At 65.6% G+C, this 25,849-nt stretch carries 25 protein-coding genes and 1 pseudogene; 5 read left to right on the top strand and 21 right to left on the bottom strand.

Annotation, left to right across the window (positions count from 1 at the left end; translation table 11 throughout):
- Positions 1–28: 28 nt before the first annotated feature.
- From VGV07_RS26865 to VGV07_RS26845, 5 genes are all read right to left on the bottom strand, one after another.
- A complete protein-coding gene (locus VGV07_RS26865; protein WP_055886854.1) occupies positions 29–418 on the bottom strand; it encodes a response regulator in 390 nt (129 codons plus the stop codon).
- Positions 419–516: 98 nt separating this feature from the next.
- Positions 517–1,563, bottom strand: coding sequence for a chemotaxis response regulator protein-glutamate methylesterase (locus VGV07_RS26860; RefSeq protein WP_326871806.1), 1,047 nt, complete (start codon positions 1,561–1,563; stop codon positions 517–519).
- A complete protein-coding gene (locus VGV07_RS26855) occupies positions 1,560–2,423 on the bottom strand; it encodes a protein-glutamate O-methyltransferase (protein ID WP_326871805.1) in 864 nt (287 codons plus the stop codon). The genes VGV07_RS26860 and VGV07_RS26855 overlap by 4 nt, the downstream gene beginning before the upstream one ends.
- Positions 2,424–2,441: 18 nt before the next feature.
- Positions 2,442–3,941 carry a methyl-accepting chemotaxis protein gene (locus VGV07_RS26850; RefSeq protein ID WP_326871804.1) on the bottom strand — a complete coding sequence of 500 codons (1,500 nt, stop codon included), beginning with the start codon at positions 3,939–3,941 and terminating at the stop codon, positions 2,442–2,444.
- Positions 3,942–4,162: 221 nt separating this feature from the next.
- Positions 4,163–4,753, bottom strand: a complete 591-nt coding sequence (locus VGV07_RS26845; RefSeq protein ID WP_326871803.1) for a hypothetical protein — start codon at positions 4,751–4,753, stop codon at positions 4,163–4,165.
- Positions 4,754–4,921: 168 nt separating this feature from the next.
- On the opposite strand from VGV07_RS26845, the gene VGV07_RS26840 reads away from it, so the two are divergent.
- Complete coding sequence (locus VGV07_RS26840) at positions 4,922–5,275, top strand: hypothetical protein (RefSeq protein ID WP_055886871.1); 354 nt, start codon at positions 4,922–4,924, stop codon at positions 5,273–5,275.
- A 168-nt stretch (positions 5,276–5,443) separates the two neighbouring features.
- Here the strand turns inward: VGV07_RS26840 and kynU are convergent, their stop codons facing one another.
- From kynU to VGV07_RS26815, 5 genes are all read right to left on the bottom strand, one after another.
- Complete coding sequence (gene kynU, locus VGV07_RS26835) at positions 5,444–6,664, bottom strand: kynureninase (RefSeq protein ID WP_326871802.1); 1,221 nt, start codon at positions 6,662–6,664, stop codon at positions 5,444–5,446.
- Positions 6,665–6,841: 177 nt separating this feature from the next.
- A complete protein-coding gene (locus VGV07_RS26830; RefSeq protein ID WP_326871801.1) occupies positions 6,842–8,356 on the bottom strand; it encodes a sugar ABC transporter ATP-binding protein in 1,515 nt (504 codons plus the stop codon).
- The gene (locus VGV07_RS26825; RefSeq protein ID WP_326871800.1) at positions 8,356–9,300 is read right to left on the bottom strand and encodes an ABC transporter permease; all 945 of its coding nucleotides are present in this window, start codon (positions 9,298–9,300) and stop codon (positions 8,356–8,358) included. Before VGV07_RS26825 ends, VGV07_RS26830 begins: the two co-directional genes overlap by 1 nt.
- The gene (locus VGV07_RS26820) at positions 9,297–10,361 is read right to left on the bottom strand and encodes an ABC transporter permease (RefSeq protein WP_326871799.1); all 1,065 of its coding nucleotides are present in this window, start codon (positions 10,359–10,361) and stop codon (positions 9,297–9,299) included. Before VGV07_RS26820 ends, VGV07_RS26825 begins: the two co-directional genes overlap by 4 nt.
- A gap of 212 nt (positions 10,362–10,573) precedes the next feature.
- Positions 10,574–11,608: a sugar ABC transporter substrate-binding protein gene (locus tag VGV07_RS26815; protein ID WP_326871798.1), complete on the bottom strand. Its 1,035-nt coding sequence runs from the start codon at positions 11,606–11,608 to the stop codon at positions 10,574–10,576.
- A gap of 156 nt (positions 11,609–11,764) precedes the next feature.
- On the opposite strand from VGV07_RS26815, the gene VGV07_RS26810 reads away from it, so the two are divergent.
- Complete coding sequence (locus VGV07_RS26810; protein ID WP_326871797.1) at positions 11,765–12,709, top strand: alpha/beta hydrolase; 945 nt, start codon at positions 11,765–11,767, stop codon at positions 12,707–12,709.
- Positions 12,710–13,053: 344 nt separating this feature from the next.
- Positions 13,054–14,094: a sn-glycerol-3-phosphate ABC transporter ATP-binding protein UgpC gene (locus VGV07_RS26805; RefSeq protein WP_326871796.1), complete on the top strand. Its 1,041-nt coding sequence runs from the start codon at positions 13,054–13,056 to the stop codon at positions 14,092–14,094.
- Positions 14,095–14,373: 279 nt separating this feature from the next.
- On the opposite strand, the gene phnE (VGV07_RS26800) is transcribed toward VGV07_RS26805, so the two are convergent.
- The 11 genes and pseudogenes from phnE (VGV07_RS26800) to phnG form a co-directional block, all read right to left on the bottom strand.
- Positions 14,374–15,717 carry a phosphonate ABC transporter, permease protein PhnE gene (gene phnE / locus VGV07_RS26800; RefSeq protein WP_326871795.1) on the bottom strand — a complete coding sequence of 448 codons (1,344 nt, stop codon included), beginning with the start codon at positions 15,715–15,717 and terminating at the stop codon, positions 14,374–14,376.
- Position 15,718: 1 nt separating this feature from the next.
- Complete coding sequence (gene phnE, locus VGV07_RS26795) at positions 15,719–16,687, bottom strand: phosphonate ABC transporter, permease protein PhnE (protein WP_326871794.1); 969 nt, start codon at positions 16,685–16,687, stop codon at positions 15,719–15,721.
- 67 nt (positions 16,688–16,754) lie between these two features.
- On the bottom strand, positions 16,755–17,666 hold the full coding sequence (phnD, locus tag VGV07_RS26790; protein WP_326871793.1) for a phosphonate ABC transporter substrate-binding protein: 912 nt from the start codon (positions 17,664–17,666) through the stop codon (positions 16,755–16,757).
- A gap of 91 nt (positions 17,667–17,757) precedes the next feature.
- Positions 17,758–18,630 (bottom strand): phosphonate ABC transporter ATP-binding protein, encoded by an 873-nt coding sequence (phnC, locus tag VGV07_RS26785; RefSeq protein ID WP_326871792.1) that lies wholly within the window; start codon positions 18,628–18,630, stop codon positions 17,758–17,760.
- Positions 18,631–18,884: 254 nt separating this feature from the next.
- Complete coding sequence (locus tag VGV07_RS26780) at positions 18,885–19,493, bottom strand: acetyltransferase (RefSeq protein WP_326871791.1); 609 nt, start codon at positions 19,491–19,493, stop codon at positions 18,885–18,887.
- A complete protein-coding gene (phnL, locus tag VGV07_RS26775; protein ID WP_326871790.1) occupies positions 19,490–20,194 on the bottom strand; it encodes a phosphonate C-P lyase system protein PhnL in 705 nt (234 codons plus the stop codon). The genes VGV07_RS26780 and phnL overlap by 4 nt, the downstream gene beginning before the upstream one ends.
- 169 nt (positions 20,195–20,363) lie before the next feature.
- A complete protein-coding gene (gene phnK, locus VGV07_RS26770) occupies positions 20,364–21,137 on the bottom strand; it encodes a phosphonate C-P lyase system protein PhnK (RefSeq protein ID WP_326871789.1) in 774 nt (257 codons plus the stop codon).
- Between the two features lie 180 nt (positions 21,138–21,317).
- The gene (locus VGV07_RS26765) at positions 21,318–22,196 is read right to left on the bottom strand and encodes an alpha-D-ribose 1-methylphosphonate 5-phosphate C-P-lyase PhnJ (RefSeq protein ID WP_326871788.1); all 879 of its coding nucleotides are present in this window, start codon (positions 22,194–22,196) and stop codon (positions 21,318–21,320) included.
- A 340-nt stretch (positions 22,197–22,536) separates the two neighbouring features.
- Positions 22,537–23,601, bottom strand: a pseudogene (locus VGV07_RS26760) (carbon-phosphorus lyase complex subunit PhnI); the annotation flags it as partial.
- A gap of 3 nt (positions 23,602–23,604) precedes the next feature.
- Positions 23,605–24,195, bottom strand: a complete 591-nt coding sequence (phnH, locus tag VGV07_RS26755; RefSeq protein WP_326871787.1) for a phosphonate C-P lyase system protein PhnH — start codon at positions 24,193–24,195, stop codon at positions 23,605–23,607.
- Positions 24,195–24,644: a phosphonate C-P lyase system protein PhnG gene (gene phnG / locus VGV07_RS26750; RefSeq protein WP_326871786.1), complete on the bottom strand. Its 450-nt coding sequence runs from the start codon at positions 24,642–24,644 to the stop codon at positions 24,195–24,197. The genes phnH and phnG overlap by 1 nt, the downstream gene beginning before the upstream one ends.
- Before the next feature lie 81 nt (positions 24,645–24,725).
- Between phnG and phnF the strand changes: the two genes are divergently transcribed.
- Together phnF and VGV07_RS26740 are read left to right on the top strand one after the other, a co-directional pair.
- Positions 24,726–25,463 carry a phosphonate metabolism transcriptional regulator PhnF gene (gene phnF / locus VGV07_RS26745; protein WP_326871785.1) on the top strand — a complete coding sequence of 246 codons (738 nt, stop codon included), beginning with the start codon at positions 24,726–24,728 and terminating at the stop codon, positions 25,461–25,463.
- A gap of 12 nt (positions 25,464–25,475) precedes the next feature.
- A complete protein-coding gene (locus VGV07_RS26740) occupies positions 25,476–25,637 on the top strand; it encodes a hypothetical protein (protein ID WP_326871784.1) in 162 nt (53 codons plus the stop codon).
- Positions 25,638–25,849 lie beyond the last annotated feature (212 nt).

Genomic DNA, 25,849 nt, shown 5'->3' with positions numbered 1-25,849 from the left:
TGATGGCTGCTGCAAGCAGTTGACGCGCTTACGACAGCACGCCGATCACCGCTTCGATGCGCTTCTTCATGGTCGACGCGTCGAACGGCTTGATGATGTAGTTGTTGACCCCCGAGGAGATCGCTTCCTTCACCTGCTCCTTGTCGGAGCGGCCGGTGGCCATGATAAAGGGCATGCCCTGCGTCTTGGGGTGCTTGCGGATGACGCGCAACAGCGTCAGCCCGTCGATATCGTCCATGTTCCAGTCGGAAATGATCAGGTCGACACTGCTCTTTTCGAGCTTGCCGAGCGCATCGCGCCCCGACTTGGCCTCGACGATGTTGGTGAAACCCAGCTGAGTGAGGATGTATTTGCAGATGCCCCGCATGGACTGCTGGTCATCGACGATCATCACACTGACTGCACTTGCCTTCGGCATCGTTACGCTGCGCCTTCTAGCTGCCCGAAATACGCCCGGGTCGCGTATCGTAAAACCCTAGGTGCATTCCGTTACCAAACCTTCAATCCGAACCCGCGTTATGCTGCGGATTTGACGCGGGTGAGCGCCGCGGCGAGCCGCGCCGCGATGGCTTCGACCGGCGCCTGCTCGATCACCGCACCCTCTTCGAACGCCACGCGCGGCATGCCGTAAACCAGCGCGGAAGCCTGGCTCTGGCCCACCGTATAGGCCCCGGCCTCGCGCATTAGCTTCAGCCCGCGCGCCCCGTCGCGGCCCATGCCGGTAAGGATGGCGCCCACCGCCATCGCGCCGACGGTCTTGGCCACCGACTCGAACAGCACATCGACGCTCGGCCGGTGGCCCGACATCAGCTCGTCCTGCGTCACCCGGCACTTGAGCTGGCCGGAGCTGCGCTCCACCCGCAAATGAAAGTCGCCGCGCGCCACATAGGCGTGCCCCGGCAACAGCGGCATGCGATCTTCGGCTTCCACCACCTTCAGTTCGGTCAGCTCATCGAGCCGCCCGGCGAAGCGGCTGGTGAACCCAGCCGGCATGTGCTGCGCGATGACGATCGGCGGACAATCGGGTGGCATCTGGCTCAACACCACACGGATCGCCTCGACTCCGCCGGTCGATGCCCCGATGGCGATCAGCGCACCGTTCGGCGCCGCCGCGGTCCGCACCGGGACGTTCGCCGTCGGCGCCTTCATGGCGCGCCCCTTCACGTCGGAATGGGCGGCCGCGCGCACCTTCTGGCGGAGGTTCTCGCCGAACGCATCGAGCCCGCCCGACAGCGTGGCATTGGGCTTGGCGACGAAATCCACCGCTCCCAGTTCGAGCGCCAGCAGCGTCTCGCTTGCCCCCTTGGTGGTCAGCGTCGAGACCATCACCACCGGCAGCGGATGCAGCCGCATCAGTTTATCGAGAAACTGCAGCCCGTTCATGTTGGGCATCTCGATATCGAGCGTCACCACGTCAGGGTTGAGCTCCTTGACCTTGGAGCGCGCATCGATCGGATCCTCGGCGGTACCGACCACGATGATGTCGCCGTCCTTGCCCAGCGTGCGGCTCAGCACCTCGCGAATGAGGGCGGAATCGTCGACGACCAGCACCTTGATTCTCATGCTGCGTCCCTCGCTTTCTGCTGTGCGCGCGCCTGGTAGATGGTCTTGCCGACCAAGCGGAAATTGGCGCCGCCGGCGCCGAGGTTTTCGGAGTGGCCGATATAGAGAAACCCATCCGGCACCAGGATCGACCCGAGCCGCGCGAACAGTTCGCCCTGCGTCTTCTTGTCGAAATAGATCGCGACGTTGCGGCAGAACACTGCGTCGAACGGCCCCTTCATCGGCCAGGGGTTGTGCATCAGGTTGAGCGGCTTGAAGGCGATCAGCTCGCGCACCGCCATCGGGATCTGCACCAGCCCGGCGCCGGCGCGATCGAACAGCGCGGCCCGTTCCCTGGACAATCCGTTGAGTTCGGCTTCCGGATAGATACCGCCGGCAGCCTTGGCCACCACATTGGTGTCGATGTCGGTGGCGAGGATGCGAAAATCCCAGCGCTTCAGCTCCGGGAACGCCGAGATGAGGCTCAGCGCGATGGTGTAGGGCTCCTGCCCGGTCGAGCAGCCGGCCGACCAGATCCTGAGCTTCGGCCGGCCATTGGCCCCCATCCGTGGCCGCTGCGCCATCAACTGGCGGACATAGCCCTCGAGGTGATCGAAATGGTGATCCTCGCGCCAGAACCGGGTCAGGTTGGTGGTCAGCGCGTTGATGAATTCCTGCGCGTCATCAGGTGTCCCCTGCCGCTCGAGATAATCGAGATAGGCGTCGAAGGAGCTGAGCCGCAACGCTCGGACGAGCTTGCCGAGCCGCGACACCACCAGGGTGCGCTTAGCCTCCGACAGCGAAATTCCGGCTTCCTGATAGACGCGTGCCTTGACCCGATTGAACTCGCGGTCACTGAGGGCAAATTCGCCCTGATCCATGCTGCCCCCTGGCCCGTTCTAGGCCGTACGCTTCCGTGCTGGGAGTTGCAGGGCTTTCGCCGCTTCCGAGCCGACCGCAGCAACGCTGCCGTCCAGCCGGGCGATGGCGCCGCTGCCCTCATCCAGTGCACCGGCAATCATGTCGGTCTCATTGCTTAGATTCTCTAAATGTCCGCCGAGACCGGAGAGAATCTTTTTGAGCGACGCGGCTTGTTCGACCGAAGCGCTGGCTTCGCGCCGCGAGGTGCCGACCAGCGATTTGATTTCGCGCGCCGCCTTCTGCGTCGCCTGCGCCAGGGTGCGCACTTCGGCCGCCACCACGGCGAAGCCGGCCCCCTTTTCGCCGGCTCGCGCCGCTTCCACCGCCGCATTGAGGGCGAGCAGATTGGTGCGGAAACTCACGTCCTCGATGCTCGACACCATCCGGTCGATCTCGACAGTGGTGCTCTCCACGCCGCCGACCGAGGCGCTGGTGCGCTGCACGGCGAGCGCCGCATCTGCCGCCAGGGCCACCGCCTGCCGCTCCAGCGCGCGCACCGCCTGCGCCTTGGCGCGTCCCTTCTCGATGGCGTTCGACGCCACGGTCAGGCCCACGCGGCTCTGGTCGGCAAGTTCGGCGAGGCTGGTGACGCTGGCCCGGTATCGATCGATGGCCCTGAGGATCGCTTCCATCTTGGCCTCGAGATGCGCCCGCGCCAAGAGCGCTTCCTCGCGTTCGACGAGGATGGCGTTGAGATCCTGCTCGAACTGCCTCAGCTCCGGTGCCATCGCCCCGGCGCCCATCAGCAGCAGCGCATCGATTTCTTCGCCGCGCAGCAACTGGCCGATCGCCTTCACCGACTTGTCGAACTGCTCGAGCGCGCCGCCCAGCGCCTTCAGCGCCGGCGAGTGCTGCATGCCCCAGTCGTCGAAGCGGAAGCCGGTGCGGCCGTTGGAGAGCGCGGTGACGAAGGCATCGAAATCGTCGTCGGCGATGTGGTAGCCGGCCGGCGTGAACTCGAGGATCGAGCGCCCGCCGCCCAGTTCGCGCCGCTCCGCCACGAAGCGCCGGTCGCCGACGGTGACGATGCTTTCCTCGGCCATATCCTCGAGCAGCACCCTGCCGCCCAGTACATCGGAGATCAGCCCACCCTCTTCGGCTGTCGGTTCAACCAGTACCAGGCCGGTGCTGACCCCGAGGATCTCGCCATCACCATCGACCAGCGCGGCCGGCTGCCTGAGGCTGCCGAACGCCGCCTTGAAATTGTAGGCCCGATCGAGCCGCGTGCAGAGGCTCTGCACAATGGCCTCGAGGCTGGTCGCCTCGCCGGCCCGCACTCCGACGGCCTGCCCGATCGTGCTGAGCCGTGTGGCGAAGGCGCGGTCGGCGCGCCGAGCCACGACGAATGAGCCGGTTGCCGCACCGCCCGCAGCGATCAGCGCTAGTACCGCGCTCACGAGGCCGACGCCGAACAGCATTACGCCGCCGACCGCAACCAGCGCGGCAGCGAGCCAGCATAGATTAGCGATGAGCGCCACATTAAAGCGCCGCACGAATCACCGAGCCCCGTCGGGGCCTCCCCAGGCCCACGCAGCGACCCTAAAACCGGAATGGTTAATCAAATCTATACTTGGCGGGCTGAGTGTAAGACCTTGGTAAGAGGCCTTGGATCTCTCCCCGACCACCGGGTGTCATCCCAGCTGGGACCCAACTCTCGGCCGGCGCAAGGGGATGGGCAAACCCTCGGTGAAAATCCGTCTTAGAACAGCTCGATGTCGTCGACCACCGGCTTGGTGATGACGCTGCGGCGGCTCGCCGCCACGGCCAGTTCTTCCTTGGCGATCGAGGCGTTGGCGGCGTTGTCGAGCCGCTTGACGAAGGCCCTGCCCGAATGCGGCTTGAACATCACCCGGCGCGCATAGGTGCCGCCGAGATCTTCCTTGGCCATCTCGTAGCCTTCGTTGGCGAGAAACTCGCGCACGAACTCGATATTCTTGAGCCCTATATCGTCGAGCGCGCCGTTGATCTTGCCCCCGCCGAACACCTTGATCTCGAGGTTGCCCTTGCGGCCCGAGCCGCGCGTCAGCACCTTGTTGATCAGTTGTTCCATGGCGAAGGCGCCGTAGCGGGCCGACGCGCCATAGCGATCCGCCGCCGAGGCGGATTGCTCGGCAAGGAGGAAGTGGTTCATCCCGCCGACATTGGCCACCCGGTCGCGGACGCAGGCCGAGATGCAGCTGCCAAGCACTGTCGAGAAGGTCAGGTCCACTTCGTTCGACACCAGGCAATCACCCTGATGTACGGTCGTCACCACACCACGATCGAACTCGGGCGGCAGTGAACTCGACATGACCATAGTGACGTTGGACCCGATAGTTTTCGGATGTCATCGTTACCGGCAATTCGTTAGTGAAGCGCTAACCAAGAGCACCGGGTGCTCACTAACGGCCTTCCATTCGCAAGGAGCCATTCAGAAATCCGCGCTACGGTCGGCTGGTATTACGGGGGTTCTGTCTACATGTCTCTGCAAAGGCTCGCCCGCGAGCTCGATGAAACCGCGCGCCAGACCGCCGGCATGGTGGAAGGCGTCACCCAGGCCCTCGAACTGCTTGCCGACAAGTCGATATCGGCCGATGAGGCGCGCCGCGAGGCCGCCCGTATCATCATCAACGCCCTGCAGGGCCAGGACCGCATCGAGCAGCGCTGCCAGAACATGGCGCTCGCCGTGCGCCAGTTCGCCCTCCTGCCCCCCGATGCCCCGCAGTCGGTCTACGACGAAATCTGGTCGAGCCTGGTGCTCGACGAACTCCGCGTCCCCGCCCTTTCCGGCAGCGCCAGCTTCGGTGTCCACGGCGAAGCCGAGCTGTTCTAGCTTTAACTGGGCCGATCCTGACTGAAGCAGACGGCCCCCTCCCTGCCTCCCCCATGAAGGGGGAGGTGAAGAGGCGAGGCTCTGTCTTCGATCGTGCCAGGTGAACCGGCGCGGCACCTCCCCCTTCATGGGGGAGGATGGGAGGGGGCCGTCTCTATCAGAAAAGAGTCAAACCACCTTGGCGCGCACCTTGTAGCGCGGCTGATCCCACGCCCTGGTCCGCATCACCTCGCCGACAATCTCGGCCGCCCGCCCGACGTCGGCGAAGCTCAGATAGAGCGGCGTCAGGCCGAAGCGCAGGATATCCGGCTCACGGAAATCCCCGATCACCCCACGCTCGATCAGCGCCTGCATCACCGCATAAGCCTCGGGATGCCTGAGCGACACCTGCGTGCCGCGCCGCGCCGCATCACCGGGCGTTGCAAGTTCAAGTTCCGGCGCCAGCCGTTTCACCTCGCCGGTGAACAGCTCGAACAGTTGATCCGCCTTGGCCCTGAGCGCTCCGAGATCCACCCCGTCGAACACCTCGAGCGCCGCAGCGAGCGCCGACATCGACAGCACCGGCGGCGTCCCCACCCGCATGGCGCCGATCCCCTCAGCCGGCCGATAGGCCTCGGCAAAATTGAACGGCGCGGCATGCCCCAGCCAGCCGCTCAGCGGCTGCCGCAGCCCTTCGAGATGTCGCGGCGCCGCATAGACGAAGGCCGGCGCGCCCGGTCCGCCATTGAGGTACTTGTAGCCGCAACCTATCGCAAAATCGGCATCCGCCCCGCCCAGATCGACCGGAAACGCCCCGGCCGAATGGCAGAGGTCCCAGATAGTCAGCGCTCCGGCCCGCTGCGCCGCCGCGGTCAGCCCGGCCATGTCGAGCCGCGCTCCGGTCCGGTAGTTCACCTCGGTCAGCAGCAACACCGCGACATCATCACCGAGCGCCGCCTCGATCTGGCTGGCCTCCACCAGCCGCAGCTCATGCCCCTGTCCCATGAGCTCGGCAACGCCCGCGGCGATATAGCCATCGGTCGGGAAATTTCCCCGTTCCGAAACGATCACCCTGCGCCCCGGGCGCAGCCGCAGTGCCGTCACCAGCACCTTGAACAGGTTCACCGAGGTGGAGTCGGCCACCATCACCGTCTTCGGCGCCGCCCCGATCAGCCGGGCGATCCGCTCGCCCACCCGCCCCGGCAGGTCGATCCAGTCATGCGTGTTCCAGCTGCGGATCAGCCCCTCGCCCCATTGCGTCGCCACCACCTCCGCCATCCGCCCCTTCACCGCGCGCGGCAGCGCCCCGAGCGAATTGCCATCGAGATAGATGATGTCAGGCGGTAGGTCGAACAGCACGCGGGTGCGGGCAAACGGATCGGCGGCGTCGAGGGCGGTGATGTCGGTCATGGGGTCTTCTACAGCATCCGAAGCAGCCTGTTGTCCACCGGCCGTCCTCCAGCGTCCCCTCTCCCTTGGGGGAGAGGGTCAGGGTGAGGGGGCCTTGCCGCAAACACGGAGCGCGTCGCAAGGCCCCCTCACCCGGCCCTGCGGGCCGACCTCTCCCCCTAGGGAGAGGTGAAGAGGCTACGCCACCGTCTCGTCCGCATGCCGGTGGATCGCCCCCATCACCTTGCGGCTCATCGCTTCATAGCTACGGTCATTGTCGAAGCCGTCGACGATCCTGAACTCGTGCATCACGAGGATCCGGTCGGCCAGCGCCACCATCTCCGGCAGCTCCGACGAGATCAGCAGTATCGCCAGCCCATCGTCGGCCAGCTTGCCGATCAGCTCGTGGATATAGGCCTTGGTCTTGATGTCGATGCCAACCGTCGGCTCATCGATGATCAGCAGATCGACCTTCGCTGCCAGCCATTTGGCCAGCGACACCTTCTGCTGGTTGCCGCCCGAAAGGTTCCCCACCGCCTGTTCGAGGCTGGGCGTCCGGATTTCCAGTTGTCGCGCGAACGGTTCCGCCGCCTTGCGCTCGCCCGCTGCGGTCTGGAAGCCGAGAAACTTCGCCAACCGGTCCCAGATGGTCATCGCCACGTTGAAGCGGATCGGGTGCAGCAGCACCACGCCCTCATATTTCCGGTCTTCGCTGAGATAGCCGATGCGGTGCCGCTTCAGCGCCTCCTCCACCGAGCGGATCACCGCCGGCTTGCCATCGATCGACAGGCTCCCGCCGGTCACCTTGTCTTTCCCGACCAGCGCCCGCGCCAGCTCGGTTCGCCCCGCTCCGACCAGCCCGTAGAGCCCAAGGATCTCGCCGCGCCGCAGCGTGAACGAGATATCGCGATGCCCCACGGCCGTCGCGACACCCTTGGCCTCGAGCTTGACCGCGCCGGTCGCGGGCTTCGGCGGTCGCACCACGGCGATGCGTTCGGCCCGCCCGATCATCGCCTCGATCAGCCGGCCGCGGCTCATCCTGGCGATCGGCTCGCCGACCAGCGTCGTCTCGCCGTCGCGCAGCACCGTCACCCGGTCCGAGATCGCCAGCACTTCCTCGAGCTTGTGCGAAACGAACAGGATCGCCGCGCCCTCCGCCTTCAGCCGCTTGATCAGCGCGAACAGCGCTTCGGCTTCCTCGCCGGTCAGCGAGGCGGTCGGCTCGTCGAGCAGCAGCACTTTGGCCTCATGGCTCAGCGCCTTGGCGATCTCCACCATCTGCATCTGCGCGACGCTGAGGTGCCGGACTTCGGTGCGCGTATCGACGCTGAGCCCGATCATTTCGAGATACTTCTTCGCCTCGGCATTGGCCGTCGCATAGTCGACCAGCCCGGCCCGCCGCGGCAGGTTTTCGAGCAGGATGTTCTCGGCCACCGAGAAGCGCGGGATCAGGTTGCGCTCCTGGTGCACCGCCGAGATGCCGAGCCGGATCGCATCGCGCGGGCTGCTGAACGAAATCTCCTGCCCGTCGAGCAGCAGCCGCCCGCCATCCGGCCGGTGCACCCCGGTGATGATCTTGATCAGCGTCGATTTGCCGGCGCCGTTCTCCCCCATCAACGCATGCACTTCGCCGGCTCTGAGCTCCAGTGACGCGTCCCTGAGCGCCCTGACGCCGGGGAACGACTTGCTCGCCTTGTCGACCGTCAGCGCCATCAACTCTCTCCCACGCGCACGGCGCGATAGCGGTTGAACCACACCGCGGCGAGGATCAGCGCCCCGAGCAGGAACTGCACCCAGTAGGGGTCGACCTTCACCAGCACCATGGCGTTCTGGATCAGCCCGATCAGCACCACCGCCAGCAGTGTGCCGACGATCGAAATCGCCCCACCGGCAAGGCTCGCTCCGCCGATGATCGGCGCGGCGAACGAGATCACCAGCCAGTCCGAGCCGATGGTCGGCTGCGCCGAGCCGAGCTGCGCCACCGCGAGGATACCGGCCACCGCCGCCAGGAGCCCCGACAGCACATGCGCCGAAATGATCGCCCGCGGCACCGAGACACCGCTCAGTTGCGCCGCCGGGGCGTTACCACCGACCGCCAGCATGTGCCGCCCGGGCACGGCGCGCGCAAAGAACAGCGCCAGGATCACCGTCACCAGCAGCGGCACGATCAGCAAGAACGGGAACAGCCCGAGCCGGCCATTGCCGAAGGCGACGAAATCGGTTGGCAGGTTGTAGAATGGCACCGCCTTGGTGATGCCGAGGTTGATGCCGGCGAAGGCCGAGGCCGTCGCCAGTGTCACGATGAAGCCGTTGATCCCGGTTTTGACCGTCAGCCAGCCATTGACGAAGCCGGCCGCACCACCTGCAGCAACGCCGATGGCGATGGCCGGCAGTGTCGGCACCCCCAGCGCATCCATCAGCCCACCGGTGACCACCGCCACCAGCCCGCCCAGCGCCCCGACCGACAGGTTCATCTGCCCGACTCCGAGCATCACCATCTGCGAATAGGCGACGAGCAGCGACACGCAGACCGAGCGCAGCAGCACGAACAGGTTGAACTCGCTCAAAAAAGCCGGCGCGCTCAGCGCCAGGGCGATGCCGCCGGCGATGATGCCGACGAGGATGCCCGACCATTGCAGGCGGAAGAACGCCCTCATAGCGCCCGCCTCGCCTGTTCGCGCGCCACATAGGCGGCGCGTCCGCGCTCGATCAGGATCGCCGCGAGCAGGAACGCACCGAGGAACAGCGGCAGCCAGAAATTGCCGATCTCCAGCACCAGCAGCCCCGAGCGGATGGTCGAAACCAACAGCGCCCCGAGTATGGTGCCGACCACCGAGACGATACCGCCCGAGAGTGCCGTGCCGCCGATCACCGGCGCAAGGAAACTCGGCAGCAGCCAGTCGTCACCCGCCACCGCCGGCATCGCCGCCGCCAACCGCGCGGTCAGCATCAGCGCCGCCGCTGCGGCCAGCGCCCCGGAGAGCGCATGGACGAAGACGATGGTGCGGTCGACCGGAATACCGCTCATCTCGGCGGCGCGCGCATTCGCGCCCACCGCGAGGATCTGCCGGCCCAAGGTCGTATGCTTGAACAGCAGGTAGAGCCCGAGCCCGATCACCAGCGCTACCACCGCGAGGCTGGGGAGCGCCGGCATGCTGCCGATCGCCGGCCCGACGGCGCTTTTGCCGAAGGCGCCAAACTCCGGCGGCAGGCCGTTGAGCGGCACTGCCTTGGTGAGGATCAGCATGCCGCCGGAAAACAGGCTCGCACTCGCCAGCGTCACCACGAAACTGTTGACCCCGGTCTTGACGATGGCAAACCCATTGAGCCAGCCGAGGAAAGCCCCGAGCGCCAGCGTGCCGGCAATCGCCACCGGGATCGGCAGCCCCAGAACCTGCATCAGGTAGCCCGAGAACATCACCGCGCAGACCCCGATCGCCCCGACCGAGAGGTTCATCCCGCCGGTCGCCAGCACCACCATCTGGGCGAAGCCGACGACGATATCGACAGCGACCGAACGCAACAGCGAGTTGAGGTTGAACTTCGACAGGAACCCCGGCGCGAGGTTGGCGAACACCGCCCACAGCACCACGAGGATCAGGAACAGCCCGACCTGCGTCGAGCCGCGAAGCAGGAACGATGAGAGCGTTCGGCGAGGTGCCGGGTCCATGGCCGAGGCTGACCTCGGACGAGGCTCGGCGTCAAGCGCAGAGGTCATTTCGGGTACTCTATGGGGGTGTTGTCAGGGAGAAGCACCGTCCGCCCCTCAAACTCGGTGTCATCCCAGCGAAAGCAGGGACCCCACGGCGAGGGCTCTGCCCTCGCCCGTCGTCGCGGCTGGTGCGGGCGGCGAAATGGGTCCCTGCTTTCGCAGGGATGACATCCGGTGGGTGGGAGGCGGTACAGCAAGCACCACCTCCCAGTGTCAGATTACGGGCAGCTCAAGAACTTGTCCTTGAAACTTGCCTGCAACTCGCCGGTCAGCTTCTTCAGGTCGTCCTTGTAGCTCTCGATATTGGCCGAACTGATCAGCAGCGTGCCGGAGTCGATGAACTTGGCCGTCTGCGGCGTGGTGATGAACGGGGCGTCCGCCTTCACCGTGCAGCCTTCGGCCAACAGGTCCACCGCATAGGCGCCGATATAGCCCTGGCCGTAGGGGTTCTGCGCCATGGTGCCGGCGACGAACCCGTCCTTGATGCCGTCGAGCACGATCTTGTCGTCGTCGATGCCGATCAGCTTGATCTTCTTGTCGCCGAGATTCTTCAGCGCCGTAGCGGCGACCACCGACGAAATGTAGCCGGTGGCGATCATGCCGCCGATCTGGTCCTTCTGCGCCGCGAGCAGCGCGTTGATCTTCTGGTCGCCCTGCTCCTGGTTGTCGGTATCGCCCAGCGTCTGCAGCAACGTCACCGCGCCATTGGTCTCGGCCACGGCCTTTTCCACTGCCTGGACGCGCAGCGTGGTGTTGGGGTCGACCAGCAGCCCGGCGAGATGCACCACCGCGCCCGTGCCACCCATCGCCTCGATCAGCGCCTTGGTGCCGAGATAGGCCGATTGATAAACGTCGGTTGCCATGCAGAACGCCGTATCGGTCGGGTCCTGCGCGCAGCCGCCCAGCGCCACCGCCGGAATGTCATTGGCCTTGAGTTCGGCGACGGTCGAGTTGACGCCCACCGCATCGCCCGGGAAGTAGCCGAAGCCGGCATAGCCCTGCGCCGCAAGGCTTTCGAACAGCTCGGTCTGCAGCTCCAGCTTCCATTCGGCCGGCACTTTGTACTCGACCGAGGCGATGCCGAAATCCTTCTGCGCATCTGCCGCCGCCTGCTCCCAGGGCGCGAAATACGGGTGCGGCCCGCCCGGCACCAGGGCAATCTTGTTGTCCGACGCCATGGCGGCAAGCGGCGACAACGCCACGCCCAGGGCCAGAGCCGCGGCGAGTGCGCCGCGCATACGGGTAACCTGCATGATCTTCTCCCTTTGTGGTGGATGCCTCCCGATCCTCCTCGGACAGCATGCACGCTGGCCAAGGCGTAACACTAACGTATATCGCATGCAATATTCTTTTCGTTGACTTTCATCGTACCTCTGCTGTTATGGCGCCGCCGTGAGGGAGGACGAGCGGTGGACGATCTCGACGACAGGCGCCCCGACCGGACGCGCCTCCTGCCCGAACTGCGCGACATGCTCGAAGCGGCCGAGCGCGCCGGCACGCCCAGCAACGACCAGCTCGGTGTGGCAAGGGCACGGATTGCCTCGGAAGTCAGCCTCGCCAGCTACTGGGATCTGAAGGACGAGCTGCCGCCGCCACTAACCTTCACCCTCGGCGACCCCGCCATTCGCTGCCGCCTTTATCGCGGCGGATGCGAGCCGGGCACGATCCTGTTCCTGCATGGCGGCGGCTGGGTCGTGGGCAGCCTCGACACCCATGACGGCGCCGCACGCGCCCTCGCCAAGGCGGCCTCTTGCGCGCTGCTCTCGGTCGAGTACCGCAAGGCGCCGGAGCACCCGTTTCCGGCCGGGCTCGACGATGCCGAGACGGCGCTGCGTTGGATCATTGCCGAGGGCGCCGGCCTGGGGCTGAGCGACCACATCATACTCTCAGGCGACAGCGCCGGCGCCAACATCGCTGCCGCCCTGGCGCTCCGCGCCCGCGATCACGGCATCGGGCTCGCCGGCCAGATGCTGATCTATCCCGCCACCGACCTCGCCCGCGAAACTACCAGCACGGCGCAATTCGCGCACGGCTACTTCCTCTCCCGAGCCACGCTGCGCTGGTACATTACCAACTACCTCTCCGGTGCCGACCCGACCAACCCCGAAGCCTCCCCGCTGCTCGCTCCCGACCTTACCGGCCTCTGCCCGACCCTCCTCGTCACCGCCGACCACGACCCTCTCCGCGACGAAGGCCGCGCCTACGCCGCCCGCCTCACCGCAGCCGGCAATGCCGCGACGCTCCAGGAGTGGCCCGGCACCACCCACGGCTTCATGATCATGGCAGGCGTGACACCCGCGGCGCGGGAGTTGATTGGGGTGATGGGGAGCTGGGCGCGGGAGGTGTGGGGGTGACCTATCCGGCGCTCTCTGCCATCGCCCCAGCCACCGGCCGTCATCCCGTCGAAAGTCGGGACCCACTGTTCGAACAGTTGGATCGGCACGAAACCGACCGGTCCATCACAGCAAGGTTGGCCAGATCGCGCGGGCGGACAGGCCGGCGCACTGGGTCCAGCTTTCGCCGGGATGACGGCCGGTGTTTGCGTCGGACAGAGTTGACCCACGCATACGACTTTCGTATTAGTCTTTTCTCATACTTTGGTCTAATGACCGGCGATCCTGCCTTGACGCCCACCCCACCCCCGCCGAAGGTGCACGCCGAAAGCGGGGCTTCCCCGCTACAGGGACGAGGAACCTTCATGGCACCAGTAACCATCAACAAGGCCGGCAAGCACTATGGCGGCTTCGAAGCGCTGAAGGGCGTTTCGGTCGACATTTCCGACGGCGAGTTCGTCGTGCTCGTTGGCCCCTCGGGCTGCGGCAAGTCCACGCTGCTGCGCATGATCGCCGGCCTCGAGGAAATCACCTCGGGCGAGATCGGTATCGGTAATCGCGTGGTCAACGACCTGCCGCCCAAGGAACGCGATATCGCCATGGTGTTCCAGAACTACGCGCTTTACCCGCACATGACGGTGGCGCAGAACATGGGCTTCTCGCTCAAGCTCAAGGGCGTGCCGAAGCCGGAAATCAAGGCCAAGGTCGATCGCGCGGCACAGATTCTCGGCCTCGAAAAGCTCCTTGACCGCCAGCCGCGCCAGCTCTCCGGCGGTCAGCGCCAGCGTGTCGCCATGGGCCGTGCCATCGTGCGTGATCCGCAGGTCTTCCTGTTCGACGAGCCGCTGTCCAACCTCGACGCCAAGCTCCGCGTACAGATGCGTTCCGAAATCAAGGAACTGCACCAGCGCCTCAAGACCACCACCATCTACGTGACCCACGACCAGGTCGAAGCCATGACCATGGCCGACAAGATCGTGGTGATGCGCGACGGCATCATCGAGCAGATGGGCACCCCGCTCGATCTATACGATCGTCCGCTCAACACCTTCGTTGCCGGCTTCATCGGCTCGCCGTCGATGAACTTCATCAACGGTGCGGCTGCCGATGGCGGCTTCAAGACCACCGACGGCATCCAGTTGCCGGCCGTCAACGTTCCGGCCAATGCCGCCGTCTACGGCATCCGCCCCGAGCACCTGCATCTCGATCCGAACGGCATCGAGATCGAGGTCGTGGTGCTGGAGCCGACCGGTTCCGAGACCCAGGTCATCGGCCGCTTGGGCACCCAGTCGATCAACGGCATCTTCCGCGAGCGCATCACCGCGCAGCCGGGCTCCAAGATCAAGGTGGCGCCGGACCTGAGCGTCGTCCACCTGTTCGACAAGGACGGCAAGCGCGTCAACTAAGCGCTGCTGCTGAAATGTATGAGGCCGCCGTGAAGAACCACGGCGGCCTCTTTGTTTGTCCGGTGGCTGGGGCCCCACCCCACCCAGCTTCGCTACGGCTCGCCGCCTAGCTTCGCTACCCTCCCCATCAAGGGGAGGGAGAGGATGGAGCCGAACCGCCGCAGTCGGGTCTCCCTCCCCCTCGGGGCGACATCTTGTCGTCCCCATGGGAGGGTAGCGCAGCTAGGGGCCAACGGGCCCGTAGCGGAGCTGGGTGGGGGTGGGCCCCACGCCGCCCTGCTAATGCCCCCGCGGCCCGATCAACCGCGAGCGCAGCGCGTTCGAGATATTGTCGAACACGAACACCACGATGAGGATCAGCAGCACCATGTAGGCCACGTTCTCCCAGTCCTGGTTGGTGCGCATCGCTTCGATGAGCTTGAGGCCGATCCCCCCGGCGCCGACCGCGCCGATCACCGTGGCAGAGCGCGTATTGCTTTCCCAGAAGTAGAGCGATTGACTGATGAAGACCGGCAGCACCTGCGGTACGACGCCGTAGCGCTGCACGTTGAGCCCCGAGGCCCCGACGGACTTGACGCCCTCGCGCTGCCGATCGTCAATGTTCTCCAGCGCCTCGGTGTTGGTTTTTCCCAGCGTCCCGGTATCGGTGAAAAAGATCGCGGCAATGCCGGGAATGGGCCCTGGCCCGAAGCCGCGCACGAAGAACAACGCCCAGATCAGCATGTCGACCGAGCGCAGGAAATCGAACGCGCGTTTCATAAGCCAGTTCGCTGTCCGGCTGCGCGTGATGTTCCGCGCTGCAATGAAGGAGAGTGGAAAAGCGACGATGGTGGCGAACAATGTGCCCACAAAGGCCATGACGATCGTCTGCAACAGCTTGTTGTAGACGTCGAGATGCTGCCACTCGGAGTTGTAGCCGAATTCGACCAGCATCAGCTGCCAGTTCGGCATGCGGGGATCGACGCGCTCGCTGCTGGTGGCCGAATTCCACAACTGCTCCGGGGTCATTCCGAAGAAGGGCGATTTGGTATCGAAGAGGAAGTTCGGCCATCCCCAGAAGCGGTGACGCACGTAGACCTGGGTGTTGCGGATCTCGGCCGAGCCGACGAAGCCGTAGTCGATGGTCACGCGACCGCTCTTGAGCGTCATGCTGGCGGGTGCATTGGCCGGCAGCACCGCGCCTTCGGCGGTCAACGGCACAGGGTAGGCGACGCCATCGACATAGGCGACCACCGACCCGGGCGCGATCTCGACCCTGTCTTCGGGACGGTCGAACCGAACGACATACCGTGAAGGACCGACCTCTTCGATCCAGTCAGGATCGGGTTTGTCGCCGAGCAGCGACCGGGTCCACTCGAGCTCTACCGCCTCGCCTCTGAACCGGAACCGGGGCAACGCTTCCCACGAGTACCAGTCGGCGACATAGGTCTCGGCGCGATCCCATTTGGCGTCGGCGATAACACCCGGCACATTGAAGAAGAAGAAGCAGAAGACGAGATAGACCAGCGTACATGCGACGGCGAACGGCGCGATCAGGCGGGAAGCGACTGGCCGGTGCAGTACCGCCGCGTGGCGTGCGCGCAGCTCGGCGATCTCGGCGGCAGTGAGCGTGAGGGCGGCCATCTCAGCCTCCGAACTGGAATGCGGCCTGGCCGACCAGCTTCCTGCGCAGATGGCCCGAGAGCCAGTCGATGGCGAGGATGGTCAGGAACAGCAGGATGATGATGGCGTAAGTTTTGGCCGGGTGGTCGTTACTGAGCGACCGGCGGAAGGTCTCTCCGATGCCCCCGCCGCCGACGGCGCCGATGATGGTGGAGGCGCGCACGTTGATCTCGGTGCGCAACAGTGCGTAGGAGACGAAGTTCGGCATCACCTGCGGAACCATGCCGTAGCGCACGCGCTCGAGCCAGCTGCCGCCGACGGCGCGCAGACCCTCGTCGGGCTTCATGTCGGCGTTCTCGACCACTTCGTAGAACAGCTTGCCCAGTGCGCCCACGGTGTGGACGGCAATCGCAACGATGGCTCCAATAGGGCCGATGGAAAAGATGGCGACCAACAGGCCCGCGATGACGATTTCGGGGAAGGCACGCAGCAGCTCGAAGGTACGCCGGAAAACGAACCGAACCGGGCCGGCGCCAACCAGGTTGGTGGCGGCAAAAAAGCATAACACGAAGGCAATGCCAGCCCCCGTCAGCGTCGCCAGCACGGCGATGTTCACCGTGATCAGCAGTTCATAAAAATACTCGGGAAGATAGAAGCTCTCGGTGAGGTAAAACCGACCTTCGGGATAATCGTATTTCTGCGATCCGTCGGCGTAGGGCGACGGCAGGTCGAACATGGCGCGAAAAATCTCGAGCGGATCGTTCGGCACGAAGTGAATGAAGAAGTCGAAGAAGTAGGGCAGCCGATCGAGGAATTTGCCGGCATTGGCGGCATTGGCAAACCACAGCGCACCGACGAGGAACACCGCTATCGTCCCCACGGCCAGCACGCTGTAGCTGCGCCGGGTCCGGAGGAGCCCCCGATAGTGCTCGTGTATGGCCTGCCCGGCCGGCGTCAGGTCCCGATGTGGTCCCGCTATCGAACTGGTCATCGTGCCTCCGTCGGCATGAAGAACCGGCGGTGCACTGGGCACCGCCGGCTGAACGTGTCAGGGGCGATCAGTCGCCGATCGTCGCCTTGCGGGCGTCGATGATCGGCTGGTAGAATTCCGGAGTGACCGGCGTGTAGTCCTTGAAGTCGCCGTTCTCGATCGAACGGAAGCAATCATAGGCCTCGGCCGGCAGGGCCTTGTAGAAGGCGATGATCTTGTCCTTCATCGCCTGCGGCAGGCTGGAGCGCATCACCAGCGGGCCGTTCGGGATCAGCGGCGACTGCCAGACCTGGACGACGTCCTCCATGTCGAGCATGCCCTTGTCGACCATCGAGCGGATATTGCCCGAGGTGTAGCCCTCGGAGAATTCGCCCACGCCGGAGGCCCAGGTCACGGCAACGTCGACCTTGCCGTCGAGCAGCGCCAGCACGTTGTTCTCGTGGCCGCCATTGAACGAGGTCTCGAAATACTCTTCCGGATCGGCGCCGCCGATGGCTTCCGGCAGGGTCACCTTCGGGATCAGGTAGCCCGAGGTCGAATCCGGGTCTGCGTAGCCGAGCTTCTTGCCCTTGGCATCGGCGATATTGGCGATGCCCGAATCCTTGAGCGCCAGGGCGACCGAGTAGTAGCCGGTCGAACCGTCGGTCTGGACGTTGGTGAGGAACGGTTCGACCGCGGCCGGATCCTGCAGGTAGATGGCCGCATAACCGGACGCGCCGAGCCCGGCGATATCGAGCGTGCCGCCGAGCAGCCCCTGGATAACGCCGTCATAGTCGGCGGCCGGGAACAACTGCACTTCCTTGACGCCGAGAGCTGCCGGCAGCTTGTCGATCAGGCACTGGTTGTCGGCCAGACGGTCGGTTTCGTTCTCGCCGCCGAGCAGGCCGATGCGAATGACATCGAGATCCTGGGCGAGCGCCGGGGCGGCGAGGGCAAAGACGGCGACGCTGGCCATCAGGACGTTACGGATCGCGGACATGGATGTCTCCTTTGGTGACGCGATTGGCTTTCCGCCACCTGCCGCGCCGCGCGAGCAGGCGGCTGACCGGCAGGAGCGGAAACTCTGGATTTCAGTTGGGCAGGCCAGCCGACGCGAGCGGGGCGTCGAGGGCGCCCCCCGGCAGCTCGGCGTGCTTCTTCTTTTTCTTCTTCGGAACGATCGCCTCGAGGCTGGTCGAGGTCATCTCCTCGGAGAACGCTTCCTCGAGGCCATCGGCGCCATAGAGTTCGCGCGCTACCTCGGTGGTCAGTTGCTCCGGCGTGCCGTCGAACACCACACGCCCGGCCGACATGCCGATGATCCGCTCGCAATAGGCGCGGGCGGTATCGAGGGTGTGGAGGTTGGTGATCACGGTGATCCCCTGTTCCTCGTTGATCGCCTGCAACGAGTCCATGACGACTTTGGCGTTGCGCGGGTCAAGCGAGGCGATCGGCTCGTCGGCGAGGATCACCCTGGGCTCCTGCATCAGGGCCCGGGCAATGGCGACGCGCTGCTGCTGGCCACCCGACAGGGTTTGCGCCCACTGGCTGGCGGTCTGGGCGATATCGAGCCGCTCCAGCGCCTTGAGCGCCATCAACTGCTCCTCTTCCGAGAAGATTTGCAGCAGGCTCATGATGGTGTTGCGACGGTTGAGCCGGCCGAGCATCACGTTGGTGATGACGTCGAGGCGCGGCACCAGGTTGAACTGCTGGAAGATCATCGCGCAGTCGCGCTGCCAGTCACGCAAGCGCTGGCCCCGCAGTGCCGAAACAGCAACGCCATCGAACTCGACGCTGCCTTCGCTGACATCGATCAGCCGGTTGATCATCCTGAGCAGGGTCGACTTGCCGGCGCCGGAACGACCGATGACACCGACCATCTGTCCGGCGGGGATTTCGAGGTTGACGTTGTCGACCGCCACCTTGGCGCCGAAGCGACGTGTAACCTGTGAAATCTTCAGCATGCGCGGGTTTCCCGTCCAATCGACGGGGCCAACTCCTAAGGCGGCTACACGAAGCGTGCGTGAAGGTTGCGTGACGTCTTGATGACAGTGGAAAAGCGGCTGTCGTAGGGGTCTAGCCCACTCTGCGATCACGCCTTTCCATCACCGGGGTCATTCCCGCGAAAGCGGGAACCTCCGTTTGCGGAGCTTGCGGAACGCTCCAGAACAGAGATTCCCGCTTTCGCGGGAATGACACCAGATGGGGATAAGGGCCCCTACTCGTACTTTTCGAGGAAGGCTTCGATCTCGAGCGCCCGGAAATCCGGCAGCGCCTCATGCAGTTTCTCGTGGCTCCAGTCCCACCAGCCGAGCGCCAGCAGCCGCTCGGCGATCGGGCCGGGGAAGCGTTGGCGGATCGGCTTGGCCGGCACGCCCACCGCAATGGCGAAATCGGCGACATCCTTGGTGACCACGGCGTTCGAACCGATGATCGCCCCATGCCCGACCCTGACGCCGGGCATGATCACCGCGCCATGGCCGATCCAGGTATCGTGCCCGATCTCGATGCCGTTTTCGGCCCGCCACTCGAAGAACGCCGCATCGTCCTGCTCACCCTCGAAATACCAGCTCGAGCGGTAGGTGAAGTGATGCAGCGAGGCCCGCTGCATCGGGTGCTTGCTGGCGTAGATTCGCACGTTGGCCGCGATATTGGCGAACTTGCCGATCTCGGCATAAGCGATCTGCGTGCCCTCGACGCAATAGGAGTAATCCCCCAGGCTCGAGCGGTTGACGTGGCAGTCGGCGCCGACCTCGGTGTACCTGCCGAGAACGGAATTCTTGACCCGCGCGGTCGGATCGATGACGGGCGCTTCCGAGAGTTTCATGCGGCTTTCCTTGCGGCGAACAGGGTGACGTCGACGATGCGGTCGGCCACCTGGGCCCGGACCTCCTCGTCATGAAAGATGCCGAGCAGTGCGACGCCCGCCTGTTTCTTCTCGGCGATCATTTCCACCACCACGGCGCGATTGGTGGCATCGAGCGACGCCGTCGGCTCATCGAGCAGCAGCACCGGATGCGGGGTGATGAAGCCGCGCGCGATGTTCACCCGCTGCTGCTCGCCGCCCGAGAACGTCGCCGGCGGCAGCGACCACAGCCGCTCCGGCAGGTTGAGCCGAGCCAGCAATTCGCATGCCTTTGCCGTCGCCTCGTCGCGCGATGTGCCGCGACTGACCAGCGGCTCGGCCACCACATCGACCGTCGTGACCCGCGGCACCGTGCGGAGGAACTGGCTGACATAGCCGATGGTGTCGCGCCTGAGGTCGAGCACGGTGCGCGGGCTGGCCGTGGCGAGGTCGACCGGCTGGCCATGATGGATCAGCGAGATCGAGCCGGCATCGACGCCGTAATTGCCGTAGACCATCTTCAGCAGGCTGGATTTGCCCGCCCCCGAGGGCCCACCGAGCACCACGCACTCGCCGGCATTGACCTCGAACCCGACGCCCGAGACCACCGGCAACACGATGCCGTCGCGCAGGTGCATGGTGAAGGACTTTGCGACGTCTGAGACTGAAAGCAGGGCGGTCATGCCGCTTCCCTTTCGTTGACTGAGAGAGACGGCCCCCTCCCGGCCTCCCCCATAAAGGGGGAGGTGAAGAGTCGGGGCTGTAGCTCGATGGTGCCAGGCACTGGATGCGGCACCTCCCCCCTTGTGGGGGAGGATGGGAGGGGGCCGTCTGCTGCAGTCATGCACATGTTCACACCTGCAAAATCGAAGAAACGAGCAACTGCGTATAGGGCTCGCGCGGATCGTCGAGCACCCGGTCGGTGAGGCCCTGCTCGATCACGTGGCCGTCCTTCATCACCATCATTCGGTGCGACAGCAGCCGCGCCACCGCGAGATCATGCGTGACGATGATGGCCGAGAGCCCCAGATCGGCGACCAGCCCGCGGATCAGGTCGAGCAGGCGCGCCTGCACCGAGACGTCGAGCCCGCCGGTCGGCTCGTCCATGAACACCAGCCGCGGGTGGGTCACGAGATTGCGGGCGATCTGCAGCCGCTGCCGCATGCCGCCGGAGAAGGCGCGTGGCTCGTCGTCGACCCGGTCCTCGGCGATCTCCACCCGACCCAGCCACTCGATGGCCGTCGAGCGGATCCGGCCATAGTGCCGGTCGCCCACCGCCATCATCCGCTCGCCGACATTGGCGCCGGCCGACACTGTCATGCGCAGGCCATCCGCCGGGTTCTGGTGCACGAAGCCCCAGTCGGTGCGCATCAGGAAGCGCCGCTCGGCCTCGCTTAGGTCATAGAGGTTGCGCCACACCTCGTCGCGCATCCGGTACTCGGCGAGGCCCGAACTCGGCTCCAGCCGGGTCGAGAGGCAGTTGAGCAGTGTCGTCTTGCCCGAGCCGGACTCACCGACAATCGCCAGCACTTCGCCCGGCCACAGCTCGAACGACACATCGGCGCAGCCCATCCGGCTGCCGTAGAATTTGCTCAGCTTGGAAACCCTCAGCAGCGGGTCAGTCATTGGAGCGCTCCTTCTTCACCTCTCCCTTGGGGGAGAGGTCGACCCTCTTGGGTCGGGTGAGGGGGCCTTCCCCCGCGATATCAGTGAGAAAAGGCCCCCTCACCCGGCGCTGACGCGCCGACCTCTCCCCCAAAGGGAGAGGTGATCCGGGGCCGAACTCAGAACTCTCGACGGGAAGGCTCATTCCGCCGCCTCCAGCGCATGTCCGGCCAGCTTGCCGCGGTGGCCGTGCTCGCGGCGGTCCTCGCAATTGTCGGTGTCGGAACAGACGAACATGTGCCCGCCCCTGTCATCGAGGATCACCTCGTCGAGATAGACCCCGGTCGCGCCGCACAGCGCGCACGGCTCCTCGAAATGCTGGATCTCGAACGGATGGTCCTCGAAATCGAGGCTCACCACTTCGGTATAGGGCGGCACCGCATAGATGCGCTTCTCGCGCCCGGCCCCGAACAGCTGCAGCGCTTCCGACATGTGCATTTTGGGGTTGTCGAATTTCGGCGTCGGCGAGGGGTCCATCACATAGCGGCCCTCGACCTTCACCGGATAGGCATAGGTGGTGGCGATGCGGCCGTGCTTGGCGATGTCCTCGTAGAGCTTCACATGCATCAGCCCATACTCTTCGAGCGCATGCATCTTGCGCGTTTCGGTTTCACGCGGCTCGAGGAAGCGCAGGGGCTCGGGGATCGGCACCTGGTAGACCAGCACCTGCCCCTCGGTGAGCTTCGCCTCGGGGATGCGGTGTCGCGTCTGGATGATCGACGCTTGCTCGGTATGGGTGGTTACCGCGACTTCGGCGACCTTGGCGAAAAAGGCGCGGATCGACACCGCGTTGGTGGTGTCGTCGGCGCCCTGGTCGATGACCTTCAGCACATCCGATGGACCGATGATCGAAGCGGTGACCTGCACGCCACCGGTGCCCCAGCCATAGGGCATCGGCATCTCGCGGCTGGCGAACGGCACCTGATAACCCGGCACCGCGATGGCCTTGAGAATTGCCCGGCGGATCATCCGCTTGGTCTGCTCGTCGAGATAGGCGAAGTTGTACTTGGCGATGTTCATTTGGATGGTCCCCGACGCACCGACCCTGCGACCGACCACGGAGTCATTCCCGCGAAAGCGGGAATCTCTGATTGCGGTGCGGGAAGTAAGAAAACGGAGGTTCCCGCTTTCGCGGGAATGACCCGGTGGATTGAACGGATGTCTGCGTGTGCGGCGACTGAAGTCATTCTGCCGCCTCCGCGGGTGAAGTGTCCTCGATGCTTCCGGACACCTCCCCCTCGGGGCGACCTCTTGTCGTCCCCCTTGCGGGGGAGGCTGGGAGGGGGGGCGCCGCACGCTCGGAGCCTGAGGCTCCCCCCTCCCCAACCCTCCCCGCGAGGGGGAGGGTGTCGGCCGGTGCCTGCGTCTCATGCTCGGCGCGCATCTCGCGCAGCAGCCCGAGTTCGCCCTGGAAATCCACATAGTGCGGCAGCTTCAGGTGCTCGACGAAGCCGGTCGACTGCACGTTGTCGGAGTGCGAGATGACGAATTCCTCGTCCTGTGCCGGATGGTTCACGTCCTCGCCGAGCTCCCTGGCGCGCAGCGAGCGATCGCAGAGCGACATCGCCATCGCCTTGCGTTCGGCCTGCCCGAACACCAGCCCGTAACCGCGGGTGAACTGCGGCGGCACCTTGGCATTGCCCTTGAACTTGTTGACCATCTGGCACTCGGTGACCCGGATGCGCCCCAGGTTCACCGCAAAGCCGAGCTCGGGGATATCGAGCTCCACCTCGACCTCGCCGATGCGGATCTCACCGACGAACGGGTGCGAGCGGCCATAGCCGCGCTGCGTCGAGTAGCCGAGTGCCAGGAGAAACCCTTCGTCGCCGCGGGCCAGCGCCTGCAGGCGCCGATCGCGGTTGAGCGGGAACTCCAGCGGTTCGCGAGTGAGATCGCCGATCTCGTCCTGCACTTCGGAGACGTCGGGCTCGATCAGCCCCTGGTGGTCGAGCAGGTCGGTGACGCGCGGCGCCGGCTCATTATCGCTCGGCCGGGCAAGCGCCTCGTCCACTGCGGCACCCTCGGCAATATCAGGGTCGAGCAGCCGATGCGTGTAGTCGAAGGTCGGGCCGAGCAGCTGGCCGCCCGGCAGATCCTTGAACGTCGCCGAAATGCGCCGCTCGATCTTCATTGCCGCGGTGTCGATCGGCTTCGAGTAGCCGAAGCGCGGCAGCGTGGTGCGATAGGCGCGCACCAGAAAGATCGCCTCGATCAGGTCGCCGCGCGACTGCACGATGGCGAGCGCCGCCAGTTCGCGATCATAGAGCGAGCCTTCGCCCATGGCGCGATCGACCGCGAGGCCGAGCTGTTCGATGATCTGGTCGAGGCGCAGCGCCGGCACCGAACGATCGCCGCGGCGGCGATCGGCGAGCAGCCGGTGGGCATTGGCAATAGCGGCCTCGCCGCCTTTGACGGCAACATACATGGCTCAAGCCTCCGTAATGCGAGTGGTGCGCGGCAGGCCGACCGCGGTGGCGTCACGCACCAGCAGCAGGTCGACACCCCTGGGGAAACGCTCACGGTTCGCCGCCCACTGCGCGATGAAATCGCCACCCGGCAGCGGCAGCCCGACCGTGAGCTGGTCCTTGATCCCAGGCCCCTTGAGGGTCACGGGGCGATCCTCTCGGCCGGCGGCCAGCACTACGGTGGTCGAGCGGTCCGGATACTCGTCGGTGCCCTGCCCGAAGCTGCCGAGCGCCGGCAGCAGCGCCACATCGCTCACCAACGCGAACCCCGCCTCGCCGATCTCGGCGGTGATCGGCGCGCCGCAATGGAACGCCAGCCACTGCGTCACGGCTTCGTTCGCGGCGAGCACCGGATCGAGCCAGACCAGCGTATCGTGATCGCATAGCGTCAGCGCCACGGCGCCGAGCTCCGGCGTCAACGGCGCCGGTGGTGCGGCATCGGAGGCGATCGACTGCACCGAGCCCGGACGAGCCAGCGCCTCCATCACGGCGCGGAACACGCTCTGCGCCCCCAGCACCAGGTCGGCGAAGCCGCCTTCGATCGTCGTGTCCATCAATCGTCTCCCCGGACCATGGTGAAGAAGTCGACCCTGGTGGCCGCCGTCTCGTCGCGAAGCTTGGCGTCCGCCGCCGCCTGTTCGTCGCGCAGCGGCTGCAGCACCAGCCGCTCCACCGCTTCGGCATCGCGCTGCAGCAACGCATCGAACAGCGCCGACTGCACCGCCTTGTCGCCGTCGCGGCCGAGGCAGTAGGCGTGCCCGACCTCGCCGGTTTCGAGCCGCACCGTGGCGCGGGTGACCGTGGCTTCGCCGAGGTTGAAGGCATTGCCGCCGCCGCCGGCGCGGCCGCGCACCATCACCAGCCCGGTCTCCGGGCCGCGTACCTTGTGGTAGGCGGGCTTGTCGGCCCAGGCGGCCCACAGCTCGCCGAGCCGCTGCGGCGCGGCATGGCTCAACACCGCCATCGCCTCCTGCCGAGGGTTGTTCTGGGGCGCCTGTTGCATCGGCTCTTGCTCCAACTTGTATAGTAAAATAGACAAGTGATGTCGTTTCGCCCCGCTATAGGGCGACCGTGTGAAGATGCAATGACAATCTTGAGCCGTACCGAAATCGCCCCGGCCGGAGGCGTCGCCCTGTGGCGCCAGATCGCCGACGCCATCCGCCTCGACATCATCGGCGGCAAGCTCGAAAGCGGTGACAAGCTGGACGGCGAACTGAGTCTCGCCGAACGCTTCGGCGTCAACCGCCACACCGTTCGCCGCGCCCTCGCGGTGCTGGAGGAGGAAGGCGTGCTGCGCGCCGAACACGGCCGCGGCACCTTCGTCGCCGAGGCCCGCCGCCTCAGCTACCCGATCGGCCGCCGCACCCGCTTCTCCGAAGGCCTCGCCGGGCAGGTGCGCCAGCGCAACAGCCAGTTGCTGTCATCGAAGATCGAGCGCGCCACGCCGCGGTTGGCCGAGGCACTGGCGGTGAAGGTCGGGACACGATTGATCCGGCAGGAGACAGTGTCGTTCGCCGACGGGCGGCCATTGGCACGGGCGACCGGATGGTTCCCCGAGGCGCGATTCGCCGGGTTCGATGCCGCCTATGTCGAAACCGGCTCGGTCACGGCGGCGCTGAAGCGCTACGGTATCGAGGACTATTCCCGCGGTTCGACCCGCATCTCCGCCCGCCACGCCACCACCGACGAAGCCCAGGCGCTGAAACTGGCGCCCGGCGCCGTCGTACTGGTGTCGGACGCGGTGGATCTCGACGCGGCGGGCGTGCCGATCCACGCCATGCTGACGCGGTTTCCGGCCGATCGGATGGAACTGGTGGTTTAGTCTTACGGACAAATGGAGGGGGAAATTGAAGCCAATGCCGATCACGACGGCCATCGCCTAACCCACCGGCACCGCCTGCACTGGTTCGAACGAACGCTGGCCGTGCTGACGACGCTATCGGCTGTGGGGATCCTGCTGCTGGAAGTCGGGCGGAGCCTGGTGCTCTGGCCCTAGAGTTAGGGCCCCACCCCACCCAGCTCCGCTAGGCCGCTGACGCGGCCAGCTACGCTACCCTCCCCATCAAGGGGCTACGACATGCACACATCGTTGTTGAAGAGAGGGTTTCGGTCTGATTCCCTGGCCTTTGCATAGGAGGGCGGGATGGAGTTGGGACTGGGCCATTTCGGGGATTCGCGCCTCGAAAAAGGGGGATCTTTCTTCTGGGG

Origin of the sequence: Devosia sp., from assembly GCF_035944845.1 — a bacterium.
Taxonomy (GTDB): domain Bacteria; phylum Pseudomonadota; class Alphaproteobacteria; order Rhizobiales; family Devosiaceae; genus Devosia_A.
This window is presented reverse-complemented; position numbering and strand designations above follow the sequence as displayed.